16 protein-coding genes are annotated in these 12,951 nt (G+C 34.7%); 8 read left to right on the forward strand and 8 right to left on the reverse strand.

Annotation, left to right across the window (positions count from 1 at the left end):
- The 3 genes from Q0992_RS00890 to rpsL all read right to left on the reverse strand — a co-directional run.
- Positions 1-154: GTP-binding protein (locus Q0992_RS00890; protein ID WP_299519443.1), on the reverse strand; the 154-nt coding region annotated here is incomplete at its 3' end.
- Between the two features lie 8 nt (positions 155-162).
- Entirely contained in the window at positions 163-639 is a 477-nt protein-coding gene (rpsG, locus tag Q0992_RS00895; RefSeq protein WP_299361193.1) for a 30S ribosomal protein S7, read from the reverse strand.
- Between the two features lie 22 nt (positions 640-661).
- The gene (gene rpsL, locus Q0992_RS00900; RefSeq protein WP_008269190.1) at positions 662-1,036 is read right to left on the reverse strand and encodes a 30S ribosomal protein S12; all 375 of its coding nucleotides are present in this window, start codon (positions 1,034-1,036) and stop codon (positions 662-664) included.
- 199 nt (positions 1,037-1,235) lie between these two features.
- Here rpsL and Q0992_RS00905 point away from each other — a divergent pair, with 199 nt between their 5' ends.
- Positions 1,236-2,924 carry a POTRA domain-containing protein gene (locus Q0992_RS00905; RefSeq protein WP_299519333.1) on the forward strand — a complete coding sequence of 563 codons (1,689 nt, stop codon included), beginning with the start codon at positions 1,236-1,238 and terminating at the stop codon, positions 2,922-2,924.
- A 25-nt stretch (positions 2,925-2,949) separates the two neighbouring features.
- Positions 2,950-3,684, forward strand: coding sequence for a 23S rRNA (guanosine(2251)-2'-O)-methyltransferase RlmB (gene rlmB, locus Q0992_RS00910; protein WP_299519335.1), 735 nt, complete (start codon positions 2,950-2,952; stop codon positions 3,682-3,684).
- A 47-nt stretch (positions 3,685-3,731) separates the two neighbouring features.
- Here the strand turns inward: rlmB and Q0992_RS00915 are convergent, their stop codons facing one another.
- A complete protein-coding gene (locus tag Q0992_RS00915) occupies positions 3,732-4,418 on the reverse strand; it encodes a rhomboid family intramembrane serine protease (protein WP_299519337.1) in 687 nt (228 codons plus the stop codon).
- A 156-nt stretch (positions 4,419-4,574) separates the two neighbouring features.
- Between Q0992_RS00915 and Q0992_RS00920 the strand changes: the two genes are divergently transcribed.
- Positions 4,575-5,852: a replication-associated recombination protein A gene (locus tag Q0992_RS00920; RefSeq protein WP_299519340.1), complete on the forward strand. Its 1,278-nt coding sequence runs from the start codon at positions 4,575-4,577 to the stop codon at positions 5,850-5,852.
- On the opposite strand, the gene Q0992_RS00925 is transcribed toward Q0992_RS00920, so the two are convergent.
- The 4 genes from Q0992_RS00925 to radC are packed head-to-tail and all read right to left on the reverse strand — an operon-like array spanning position 5,849 to position 9,373.
- Positions 5,849-6,697, reverse strand: a complete 849-nt coding sequence (locus Q0992_RS00925; RefSeq protein WP_299519343.1) for a hypothetical protein — start codon at positions 6,695-6,697, stop codon at positions 5,849-5,851. The genes Q0992_RS00920 and Q0992_RS00925 overlap by 4 nt on opposite strands.
- Entirely contained in the window at positions 6,697-7,383 is a 687-nt protein-coding gene (locus Q0992_RS00930) for a YjjG family noncanonical pyrimidine nucleotidase (RefSeq protein WP_299519345.1), read from the reverse strand. The genes Q0992_RS00925 and Q0992_RS00930 overlap by 1 nt, the downstream gene beginning before the upstream one ends.
- Positions 7,380-8,675 (reverse strand): polysaccharide deacetylase family protein, encoded by a 1,296-nt coding sequence (locus tag Q0992_RS00935; protein ID WP_299519346.1) that lies wholly within the window; start codon positions 8,673-8,675, stop codon positions 7,380-7,382. The genes Q0992_RS00930 and Q0992_RS00935 overlap by 4 nt, the downstream gene beginning before the upstream one ends.
- Entirely contained in the window at positions 8,675-9,373 is a 699-nt protein-coding gene (gene radC / locus Q0992_RS00940; protein ID WP_299519347.1) for a DNA repair protein RadC, read from the reverse strand. The genes Q0992_RS00935 and radC overlap by 1 nt, the downstream gene beginning before the upstream one ends.
- 51 nt (positions 9,374-9,424) lie before the next feature.
- On the opposite strand from radC, the gene Q0992_RS00945 reads away from it, so the two are divergent.
- The 5 genes from Q0992_RS00945 to Q0992_RS00965 all read left to right on the forward strand — a co-directional run bounded on the left by Q0992_RS00945 (position 9,425) and on the right by Q0992_RS00965 (position 12,904).
- On the forward strand, positions 9,425-9,868 hold the full coding sequence (locus Q0992_RS00945; protein WP_299519350.1) for a DUF1569 domain-containing protein: 444 nt from the start codon (positions 9,425-9,427) through the stop codon (positions 9,866-9,868).
- Positions 9,868-10,458 carry an FMN-binding negative transcriptional regulator gene (locus tag Q0992_RS00950; protein ID WP_299519352.1) on the forward strand — a complete coding sequence of 197 codons (591 nt, stop codon included), beginning with the start codon at positions 9,868-9,870 and terminating at the stop codon, positions 10,456-10,458. Before Q0992_RS00945 ends, Q0992_RS00950 begins: the two co-directional genes overlap by 1 nt.
- Positions 10,459-10,498: 40 nt before the next feature.
- A complete protein-coding gene (locus tag Q0992_RS00955) occupies positions 10,499-11,386 on the forward strand; it encodes a dienelactone hydrolase family protein (protein ID WP_299519354.1) in 888 nt (295 codons plus the stop codon).
- 48 nt (positions 11,387-11,434) lie between these two features.
- Complete coding sequence (locus Q0992_RS00960; RefSeq protein WP_299519356.1) at positions 11,435-12,235, forward strand: hypothetical protein; 801 nt, start codon at positions 11,435-11,437, stop codon at positions 12,233-12,235.
- A gap of 201 nt (positions 12,236-12,436) precedes the next feature.
- Positions 12,437-12,904, forward strand: a complete 468-nt coding sequence (locus Q0992_RS00965; RefSeq protein ID WP_299519357.1) for a Crp/Fnr family transcriptional regulator — start codon at positions 12,437-12,439, stop codon at positions 12,902-12,904.
- Positions 12,905-12,951: the final 47 nt, after the last annotated feature.

The raw sequence follows: 12,951 nt of genomic DNA on the forward strand, positions 1-12,951 counted from the left end.
CCATCCAGTCCATTGTAGCGGCACCATCATGCACTTCACCGATTTTGTGAGACACACCTGTGTAATAAAGGATACGCTCTGTTGTAGTTGTTTTACCAGCATCAATATGTGCTGCAATACCTATATTTCTAGTATATTTTAAATCTCTTCCCATTTTCTTAATTAAAATCTAAAGTGTGAGAATGCTTTATTTGCTTCTGCCATTTTGTGAGTGTCCACTCTTTTCTTAACGGCCGCACCTTCCTCTTTAGCTGCAGCTAAAATCTCTGCTGCTAAACGTTGTGCCATAGATTTTTCGTTTCTTTTGCGCGCATAACCAATCAACCATTTCATAGCTGTTGATACTTTGCGGTCTGGACGAATTTGCATTGGAATCTGGAAGGTTGCACCACCAACACGACGGCTACGTACTTCTACGTGAGGCATCACATTAGATAAAGCGTCTTTCCAAACTTCTAAAGCTGTTTTTTCGTCATTATTTTTTTTCTCTTCAACAATATCAATTGCATCATAGAATACCTTAAAAGCTACAGACTTCTTACCATCCCACATCATGTTGTTCACAAAACGTGTTACCAACTGATCGTTAAATCTTGGGTCTGGTAAAAGTGGTCTCTTTTTTGCTGCTCTTTTTCTCATGTCTTCTTCTTAAAGTTTTAAATTACTTTTTAGGGCGTTTTGCACCATACTTAGATCGACGTTGTGTGCGACCAGCAACACCTGCTGTATCTAATGCACCACGAACAATGTGATATCTAACACCTGGCAAATCTTTTACCCTTCCACCTCTAACCAATACTATCGAGTGCTCTTGTAAGTTGTGACCTTCTCCACCGATGTATGCATTAACCTCGTTTCCGTTTGTTAAACGAACCCTTGCTACCTTACGCATTGCTGAGTTAGGTTTCTTAGGTGTTGTTGTATAAACACGAGTACATACACCACGTCTTTGCGGACACGAATCCAAAGCAGCCGATTTACTCTTCTTGGTTATTTTGGCTCTTCCTTTTCGTACTAATTGTGAAATTGTTGGCATATATTACTATATAAATATTTGTTTAACCCTCACTTTTGAGGGCTGCAAAGGTAGAAATATAAATTTATAATTCAAATAGATGAGAATTTATTTTTTGAAGAAATAATAGGATTCATTTTTTACATATATATAATGGTCTATTTTTACGTTATAAATTAGATTTGAGACTAATAAAAATAAGAATCAGGACAGCCTGAAAATGCCGAAAAAAAAATACTCATTTTTTATATTCTTTTTATTGATTTTTGTCAATGAGACGTTCAGTCAATCGCTTTCTTTGGAGGTTAAGCCTGAAAGTGAGCGGAAAACAGCAATTGTTGATTCTATTGGCTACAAAAAGAAGTTTAGTAATTATTTAAGTATCACATCAGAACTGGATACGCTAAGATACAAACTAACGCGATTAGGGTATATAGACACCACTTTAGATTCTGTAACTAAAGAAAATGACACCTTATTTAGAGCTAAAATGTTTTTAGGTGAAAAAATAAATCGAATAAGAATTCATTACGATTCAATCTTTAATACAGAACTATTAAATTTTATAGACCATACTTCTGGTGATCATTTTTTTGAATTGGATATTGCCCAACTAGAGTCTTCACTTAATGAACTCAATTCAAAAGTCGCAGAGCAAGGAGATCCTTTTTCAACGCTACAGTTAGTGAATATTTCTAAAATGACTTACGACTTGATATCTGCGGATTTAAAAATTGTCTCTAATCAGAAAAGACGGATTGATAAAATCATCGTAAAGGGCTATGAAAAGTTTCCACAATCTTACATAAAAAGATTTATGAAATTAAGAACTGGCAAAACCTTAAACCTAAACGACATTAAGGACAAAGTAGAGCTATTGGATGATTTGCGTTTTGCCAATAAAATAAGAGATCCTGAAGTACTTTTTACAAAAGATTCTACAACTTTATATCTATACTTAGAAAAAACTCGGGTTAATAACTTTGATGGTTTTTTAGGTTTCGGCACCAATGAAAATACCAATAGAATTGAATTTGATGGTTATCTGGATTTAAGATTGATAAATAATTTAAACTTTGGTGAAACCTTAAATCTTTTCTACAAAAGCGACGAGATTGATCAGCAAACCTTTAGGGTAGATACCGACTTACCATATTTGTTTGGCTCGCCCATTGGCTTACAAATTGGATTAAATATTTTTAGAAAGGATACGACGTTCTCAAATGCAAGTCAATATGCAAAAATTAATTACCAAATTAATGCACAGCACAGAATTGCTGCAGGAATAACTTCTACGAACTCAACAAATCTTTTAGACAATGACACCTCTATTCTAAATGATTACACGTCTAATTATTACACTGTAGGTTATAATTACACCAAATCACAATTTTACGACCCACTGTTCCCCATAAACTTTTGGTTTGACCTATCGGCCGGCTTTGGAAATCGAGAAAATGATTTGGGAAGTCAAAGTCAAACTGTTTTTAATTTAAACACTTACAAGATTTTTAATTTAAATCCCAAGAATAGCATTTATGCCAGACTTAATGGAGCCATCCTCACATCGGACGATTATCTGGATAATGAACTGTTTAGGTTTGGAGGTATCAATTCTATTCGTGGCTTTGAAGAAAACAGCTTAGTAGCAAATCTATTCGGTGTTATTAATACTGAGTACCGTTATCGCCTAAGTAATAGCATATACGTACATTCTGTCTTGGATGCAGCATATTTTGAAAACCAAATTACAGATGCGAAGGAAAAATTATTTGGTTTTGGGTTTGGATTAGGTTTGCTAACTAACGCAGGGCTTTTCAGATTAAATTACTCTAGTGGAAAATCTGAAAATCGACAATTTAGATTATCGGACTCAAAAGTCCATGTAAGTTTAACGGCCACTTTTTAGTTAGGTTTCTATACCTTTGCAACTAATGAAAAAAGACACTACAATTTTTGGAATAAGGGCAATAATCGAAGCTATAAAATCGGGTGAAACGATTGATAAGGTTTTTGTTCAAAAAGGATCAAGAAGCGAACTCTTTCAAGAGCTCGAACACCTACTTAGATCCGAAGGCATTAACGCTTCTTATGTCCCTATTGAAAAGCTAAACCGATTGACCAAAGGCAATCATCAAGGTGCAGTTGCCCAAATTTCACCGATTGCTTTTCATACTATAGACGACCTTGTAATGAACGCCTTTGAATCTGGAAAAACCCCCTTATTTTTATTATTAGACCAATTGAATGATGTCAGAAATTTTGGTGCCATAGTCCGCACTGCAGAATGTACAGGTGTTTCTGGTATTATCATACAGAAAAAAGGAGGGGCTCCCATAAACGGCGACACTATAAAAACCAGTGCTGGTGCCATTTTTAAAATACCCATATGCAAAGTTGACCACATTAAGGATGCTGTTTTCCATATGCAATCCTCAGGCATTAAAGTTATCGCTGCTACCGAAAAAGCCGATGATTTCATCTACAATATATCTTTTAAAGAACCATGCGCTATTATAATGGGTTCTGAAGGTAAAGGAATAAATCCTTCAGTTTTAAAAGTCGTGGACCAACAAGCCAAGCTTCCTATTTTAGGTGAAATAGCATCTTTAAATGTTTCTGTGGCTTGTGGAGCATTTTTATATGAAGCCGTGAGACAGCGTAATTAATGATTAGTGAGATTAAAACAGGTTTAAATTTTTACCCTAAGCAAAACTTAATCTTTATTTTTCTTAAAAATGTAATTGATCTGTGTTGTTTGCTTGGATTCTGATTCAGGCTCAATGTCATCTTCTGGTAGAACCTCTATAAAATTTCCGTTTTCATCAAAATGCTTCATAAAAGGATCGTCCTCTTCATTATAATCGGGTTGTTCCCATTTGTATCGTTCTGGTTTTGCAATTTGCTTTCTAAATATAAAAGCAAAAATGAGGCCTGAGATTAGTCCACCTAAATGACCTTCCCAAGAAATTCCATCCTTAATTGGAAATACGTACCAAATCATACTTCCATACAAAAATATAACCATTAACGACAAAGCAATTAGTCGGTAATGTTTTGCGAAAACCCCTTTAAAAAATATAAAACTCACCAAAACATAAATTAATCCACTGGCACCGATATGGTTACCTGGCCTACCGATAAGCCATGTCAACAAACCCGATAATAAAACCCCATAGAGAATAACCTTCCAAGCAATTCTATTATAGAAATAAAAAAGCGATAATGACAATACTAAAAGCGGAATGGAATTGTTATACAGGTGGTCAATGTCCGAATGTAAAAAAGGACTGGTGAAAATTCCTAAAAGCCCTTCTATTTTTTGTGGTTTAATACCAAACGATTTAATACCATAATCAATATTTATCTGGTACCAAAACACCAGCCATATTAAAAAGACCATGAGTAATGGGTAAATAATTATTGAATTTGAATATTTAAATTGCTCTGCGGACATCGTAAATTTTCAATGATTACTTCAAATTTATAACCAAAATATGATACCATGAAAAATTGTCATAGACACGCACTTTATATTCGCATTTTGTAATTTTGAATTATGAACACTCCTTTAGCCGAACGACTGCGCCCAAAAACGCTCAAAGACTACCTAAGCCAACAACATTTGGTTGGGAAAGATGGTATGTTGTACGCACAAATAAAAAGCGGAGTTATTCCTTCCCTCATTTTTTGGGGTCCTCCAGGTATCGGAAAAACAACGCTGGCCAATATCATTGCCAACGAATCTGAACGACCATTTTACAAATTGAGTGCTATAAATTCTGGTGTAAAGGATATTAGGGATGTTATAGACAAGGCCAAAAAAAGTGGAGGCCTTTTTACCGCTAAAAATCCTATTCTTTTTATTGACGAAATTCATCGTTTTAGTAAATCGCAACAGGACTCGCTTTTGGAAGCAGTTGAAAAAGGCTGGATGACTTTGATTGGGGCCACAACCGAGAACCCTAGTTTTGAAGTCATTTCCGCTTTACTTTCAAGATGTCAAGTTTACACTTTAAATCCTTTTAATAAAGCCGATTTAGAAGCATTACTGAAACGTGCGATGGAAGAGGACGAGTTAATTTCTAAACTGAACATTAAGTTAAAGGAAACCGAAGCTCTTTTAAGGCTTTCTGGCGGAGATGCTAGAAAACTACTCAATATTTTTGAGTTGTTGGTAACGTCTTTTGAAAATGAACCTATCGTTATTACTAATGCACTTGTCACGAAACAAGTTCAGCATAAGGCAGCACGTTACGACAAAACAGGCGAACAACATTATGATATCATTTCGGCTTTTATAAAATCCATACGTGGTAGTGATCCCAATGCCGCTGTGTATTACTTAGCACGAATGATAGAGGGTGGTGAAGACGTAAAATTTATTGCTCGGCGCCTTTTAATCTTAGCTAGTGAGGATATTGGCAATGCCAATCCTACGGCCTTGGTTATAGCTAACAATACCTTTCAAGCGGTCTCTGTTATTGGCAATCCTGAATCTCGAATTATTTTAAGCCAATGTGCTACTTATTTAGCAAGTTCACCTAAAAGTAATGCTGCTTACGAAGCTATTAATAAAGCGCAACAACTAGTTAGGGAAACAGGAGATCTATCTGTACCATTGTCTATCAGGAATGCTCCCACAAAACTTATGAAAGAATTAGGTTACGGAGATGACTATAAATATGCCCACAGCTATGAAAATAATTTTGCAGAGCATGAATTTTTACCTGAAGAAATTAAAAACACTAAACTTTACGACCCTGGAAACAATGCTAGAGAACAAGCGCAACGCAATTATTTAAAAGCGCTCTGGAAAGAAAAGTACGGTTATTAAAATTTAATGTTCAAAGGTTTTTCCTTAAGTTGACCCTCTTTATTTTCTGAATAAACCCACTTCCCTTCTCTTTTAATAACCATGGCATTTTGATCCTTTACCAAAAAGATATCTGGCGAAGCTGTTTCTAAGAGTACCATAACTATTTTTGGTTCGGAATCTAGTAATTGAAATCCGCCTGAAATTTTTTCAGCATAATAGACAATATCTGTCTTTGTATTTGATGTAACTGACTCCTTTTTCACTTCCTTTTCTTCAACAGTATTAACTTCTTTTGTATCAGGAGTTGAAACTTCTTTTTCTTCTATTTTTTCAGCCACTACATCTTTTTCAGTTGTAATTTCTTTTGTCTCCTTTTTGACTTCTACAACTTGCTTAACTTCTTCCATTACCTCAGGTTCCGTAGTCAAAGTATTTTGCAGTTTTGAAAAATTCAATGTCACAAAGGCTCTCTTCAAGGCTTCCTTATAGGCAATATCTAAATCTTTTTTATTGGTCGCCCCCTCTTCTGATTCTAAAATTGTTTTTCCAAAACAATCTTTAAACGAGATCTTCAACTTTGTTTTTAGAAATGTACCCTTCACTTTATGAACATCAGCGTACATCGCCAAGCATCTATTATTAAAAAGATCTTCTGGGAGTTCTTCTCCTTCATCAAAATACACATCAAATCCTTCCTGTTTAAGTAAAAATCTGGTTTGGGTATTTAATCTATATGAGTCCTTGCCCTTTAAAAAATCATATTGCAATGGCACAATAATGTATTTGTAGTCTTTAGTCTTAGATTGCGACTTTACGCTCAAAACTGTACATATTACAAAAAGTATGATGACAAAATTCCTCATTATAGTAGTGTTTTTATCTCTATTAATTGATCGATAGCTTTATAGGGTATCGATAAACTCTGTTTTCTAACATTAAAAAATATAGTATTCATGCCAACGCGATCTGCTCCTTCTATATCTGCTTCAAGGCTATCTCCAATCATTATACTTTCTTCAGCATTAGCATTGGCAATATCTAAAGCAAAATTAAAAATTTTTGGATTGGGTTTCTTTACGCCAACCATTTCAGAATTTGTAATGGTCTTGAAATAGTGTCGTATATTGGAATTCTTTAATTTTCGCTCTTGGGCTTCCTCAAAACCATTGGTGATAATATGTAATTCATATTTATCTCTTAAATAATCCAAAACTTCGGAAGCACCTTCAAATAAATGGTTAAACGTCGTTAAATACTCAATATATAAAATTGATAACTGGTTAATTGTTGTATCGTCAACGTCTACTTTTATGGCATTAAAAGCATCTTTCAGTCTTCCATAGCGTAAATCTGACTTAGAAATTCGTTCTTCTCTGTAGAGTTTCCAATAGTTAAGGTTGATCGGCTCATAGACTTCTAAAAATTCATTTAAGCGCACATCAATATGGTTTAACTCAAAAATCTTTTTAAACGTTAATCCAGAGTTTTTGTCAAAATCCCAAAGTGTATGGTCTAAGTCAAAAAACACATGTTTTACCCTATCCTTCATTCAACAGTTTCTATAATTAAATTAAAAAGTGCTTTATACCCTTTCCAACGTTCTATATTACTAAATGTATAATTATGGAATACGGGAACAAAGGTACCATTTACAGCCTTTACCTCATCCATAAGTTTCTGTAAATGTTCGGATTTGTCCAGTTGTGAATCGTACTTTAACAAAGCATAATCCAAACAATGGTAAGGGTGTATTCTTAACGGTGTCTGTACTTCATAATCCAAATCGTACCATTGAAAAGGTGTACATGTGCCAGCCCTAAAACCCAAGGTATCTACATAGCCCATTGAAAAATCCTCGTTGATTTCTAACTCAATTAGATTTCTATAGGACTTCGGAAGGTTTAACTTGGAAAACGAATGCCTTACGGCTTTTAACTCCGAGTTAATAATACTTTCCATCTTAAGCTTTTCTTTCTTTAAAACCGAAATATTTTCCAAAGCAAAATAAGAAGCTTTCAGACCAACATCACTATAGTCGGCAACAGATTTAATAAGCGATACAAATTCTTTTTTGTTGATGCTTATGTTCTTATCATAGGTTGAATAATCTCCTATTAAAAACAAGACCATAAATTTAAAATCACACTGTTTCTGTTTTGTAATAATCCATTTAAAAGTGTCATATGGATCTCGTTTAAATCCCATAAGAACAGAGTAACGCTGATATAATTGCCTTAACTTAAACCTACCTATATCACTAAGGGTTCCTCCTATAGTACGGAGCAATCCTTTTTTTCTAAAGTAATAAGCCATGGGTACATCAATGATAGGCTGTAGCTTAAAGCTTCTCTCGGAGAATATAAAATCGGGAAAACGCTTTTTAAGAACATCCTGCAATTTAAATGCCCATATGTCTACTATGGGTTGATTCAAAAACCGATGCTTATAAGCTAAGCTCTCTTGTGCCATAAATCGTCCATAGTCATCCTTTACATGAGGGAGATATTCTTCATATCGGCTTAATAAATAGAATGATGCTGCAAAAATATCGAATGGCAAATCGCTGCGCTCTCCTGTTGGAAAAAACCCTTTGGTCTCATCCCACTGTTGCACGGTAATATCGATATCAGACAAACCCTGTTCAAACAACAAATTATTGCTGCGCACAAAGAACTCACTACTTAGCGGCTTTTTTGTGTAAGACATTTTTAAGCTGTTGTGTGCAATAAAATCTTCAACCTTAGATGTAAACCCCACTTCTATATTGAGAATGCGTTTGCATATATGTTTAAAGGTATATTTTAAACGTGGTGTAATCTTATGGGTGTAGACTAATAACATTACAACAATTCTTCATCAGCGAAACTAAAATACGCTTTCTCGGTTATAATAAGGTGATCTAAAACCTTGATATCCAAACTTTGTGCCGCTGATTTCAGTTTTTGAGTAATATCTTTATCGGCCTGACTTGGCTTTAAAGTCCCAGAAGGATGATTATGGCATAAAATCAAGGATGTAGCACCAACCTCTAGGGCATTCTTTAAGACTAGTCGCACATCGACTAAAGTCCCAGTAATTCCACCTTTACTTAATTGATTTTTATGAAGGATTTTATTAGAATTATTAAGATATAATATCCAAAATTCCTCATGAGGCAATTCGCCTAAAATTGGTTGCATAATTTCATATACTGTACGGCTCGATGTTATCTTCTTGAGTATTGAAGCGTCCTCTAATCGTCGACGTCTTCCAAGTTCTAAAGCTGCTGCAATTGTTATGGCTTTAGCTTCACCTATCCCCTTAAATTCCATCAATTGCTTGATAGATAGTTTTCCCAAAGCATTAAGATTATGGTCTACACTTGCTAAAATACGTTTACATAAATCCACAGCACTTTCTTCTCTGCTTCCTGAACCAATTAATATGGCAACGAGCTCAGCATCACTTAATACAATTTTCCCTTTATCTCTTAGTTTTTCTCTAGGTTGATCATCTTGTGACCATTTTTTTATGGAGAGTGAAATCGATTTTTCTGACATGCCTTAAAGATAAAAAATTGTAATTTTATGCATCTAATTAAATCAATATTTATGCAATCTATTTTTGATGAGAATGCTTATAATGAAATCAAAGCCCGAATGGATAAACTCAATGAAAATTCAGAAGCCGATTGGGGAAAAATGAATGTTGGACAAATGGTTTGGCATTGTCAAGGCCCACTTAATATTCTTTTAGGAAAAACCGATTATGGAATGAAGCCAAGTTGGTTAGCAAAATTATTTTTTAAAAAATCATTGTATAATGATAAGCCCTGGAAAAAAGGGCTTCCAACTGCTAAATTCTTAAAAACAAAAGATGAGAAAGATTTTAATGCTGAAAAAAATAATCTTGAAACTTTAATTGATGAAGCTTATGCACAAAGAGAAAAAGCTGAATGGGAACCTCATCCCGCTTTTGGTTATTTTACAGCTCAACAGTGGGGACAAATGCAATATAAGCACTTAGATCATCACTTAAGACAATTTGGTGTATAATGAATTATCCCCCAAAACATCATCAAAATGATAATATCAATCGCATGATTGATGTTATTAAAACCTATCCTTTAGCTACGGTAATTTCGGTAAAAAACAATGAACCTCTCATTACGCATTTACCTTTGGTTTATGATGAAGGAAAACTGATCGGACACATTGATATTTATAATCCTCAGGCGCAATTACTCAAAGATGATAACAATGTTACTATCATCTTTGGTGGTCCACAATGCTATATTTCACCGACTGTGTATTCAACAACTCAACTACCGACTTGGAACTACATAAAAGTCCACATAAAAGGTATAGTAAAAGCTATTGAGAGCAAGAAAGCTTTAAAGCAGTCCCTAATAACCATGACCGAATTTTTAGAAGCACCTGACCATGAATATGTGCTAGAGCCAGACAATCCACGTTTGAATACCAATCTCAATTACATTGAAATGTTTGAAATAGACATTGCCCATTGGGAAGGCAAATTTAAACTCTCACAAGACAAAAAAACGAGTGACATGAAAGCCGCTAGAGAGGAATTGATACGGGCTAATCAAGAAAGTATCCGCTTATTTTTGGATAAAGTATTCTGAAAATCAATACCTTTAAGAGACCATCCTAAAACAGCTAAAAATGAAAGACATTAAAAAAGAAGACATCAAACAAGAAGTTTTTGATCTTTACGATGACTATGCACACAATAAACTCAACCGCCGTCAATTTGTTGAAAAGCTATCTATTTATGCTGTTGGTGGCTTAACAGTGCCATCATTACTAAGCTTCATGTCCCCAAATTATATTGATACGCTCTTGGTGAAACCAGATGACCCCACCCTTGATTCTAATTTTATCGACTACGAATCACCAAAAGGTGGCGAAACCATTAAAGGTTTATTATCCAAACCCAAAGTACATGAAGGAAAACTACCTGGAGTCGTGGTTGTCCATGAAAACCGTGGACTTAATCCATACATTGAAGATGTTGGAAGGCGTGTTGCTAAGGCCGACTTTATCTCATTAGCTCCAGATGCCTTATCACCTTTAGGCGGCTATCCAGGGAATGATGATGATGGTAGAACCATGCAAAAGAAACGCGATAGAAACAAAATGCTAGAAGACTTCATTGCGGCTTACAACCATTTAAAAAACCATAAGGATTGTAATGGTAAAGTAGGTGTCGTTGGTTTCTGTTTTGGTGGTTGGATTTCTAATATGATGGCTGTACGATTACCCAATCTTGGTGCCGCAGTGCCCTATTATGGCAGACAGCCTGAAGCTGAGGATGCTAAAAAGATTAAAGCACCGCTTTTACTCCAATATGGTGAGTTAGATACAAGAGTAAATGCAGGCTGGCCAGCATTCGAAAAAGTACTCAAGGAAAATAATATCGAATATGAGGCGTATATCTATCCTGGAGTTAATCACGGTTTTCATAATAATACAACACCGCGTTATGATAAGAAAGCCGCACAACTATCTTGGGATAGGACTATTGCTTTCTTTAATAAGCACCTAAAGTAAACTTCAACAAAGGAATTTGCATACAAGGTTTTTTAATTTCTGAAGTGTATGAAACGTATACAACTTTTTGAATTTGAAGATTTAAATTGGTTTCCAAGTACCATTAGAACTGGCATGACCAATCTATTAGTTGTATTACAAAAAATGATGGGTACATCAGATATAATTGCCTCAATTATCTCCAATATCAAACTAAGAAATGACTTTTCTAAAATTATTGATTTGGGCTCAGGCTCTGGAGGTATTATGTTAGAGGTTATTGAAAAATTAAATAAGAATAATCAAAAACAAATTCAATTACTCTTAACCGACCTGCATCCAAATCCTAAAATAGTAAAACGAATAAATTTAAGTAACATTGCTAATGTGTCTTATAATGAAAATTCGATTGATGCCACTAGTTTAGGTAATTCACCAACAGGGTTAAAAACCATGATGAATAGTTTTCACCATATGCCTCCAGATGTTGCTAAACGTATTCTAAAATCGGCACAAGATAATAAGGAAGTGCTCTTGATTTATGAAATTGGGGAAAACACCATTCCAACCCTACTTTGGTGGTTGCTATTGCCGTTATCTTTAGCGATACTCTTTATCATGGCATTATTTATGACGCCTTTTATAAAACCTTTGAGCTGGAGTCAATTACTCTTTACCTATCTAATTCCTATTATCCCATTGTGCTATGCTTGGGATGGACAAGCTTCAATAATGAGAATCTACACATTTAATGATATAGAATATCTCATAAAGGATTTTAGAAATGAATCTTATAGTTGGGAAATAACCCAAGCCCAAAAACCAAATGGGAAAAAGGCAGGCTATTATATTTTAGGACTACCTAAGTAATTATTTAAAGAAATACCACTTCAAAAATTCCCAACTAATCATTATGTAAGAATCCAACCGCCTCACAACCGATGGAATGTCTTCACTCTGATAAGAAGAAGTATCACAGATTAGATAGTTCTTTATTGATTTTATTCTACAAAAAAATTCATTCCTCAAAAACAGAAGTTCTATCTTTATTATAAATTAAGTTATTGATTCATGCATCAAAGGGCTATAAAAAAAGGGGAAATAATTCAACGAAGTGGTGAATTAAATTCAAAAATCTATCATGTTCACGAGGGTTTATTGAGAGGTTACAGTATCGATGAAAAAGGCAAAGAACATATTTTTATTTTTGCTCCAGAAGGATGGACCATCGCTGACAACCAGTCACCAGAGGCTCCATGTGATTTGTTTATTGATGCCCTCGAAGATTCCATTGTTACAGTCCATGAAAAGGATATTTCCAAAGAACATCAAAATGTAAAACCTTTGGTAAAACGACTTGCCGTTTTACAAAAACGAATTATTATGCTTATGAGCTACTCAGCTAAAGAGCGTTATGCTCATTTTTTGGAAACCTATCCAAACATCATACAGCGCGTACCCCAAAAAATGATCGCTTCTTATTTAGGTATCACACCAGAAGCCTTGAGTACCTTAAAGCGCAAGCTCATCAAAAAATAGTACGTTCTTAATCTAGATTAATGCAAAAGTGAATGGGTTATCGCATT

It is taken from the genome of Winogradskyella sp., assembly GCF_028289625.1.
Classification (GTDB): domain Bacteria; phylum Bacteroidota; class Bacteroidia; order Flavobacteriales; family Flavobacteriaceae; genus Winogradskyella.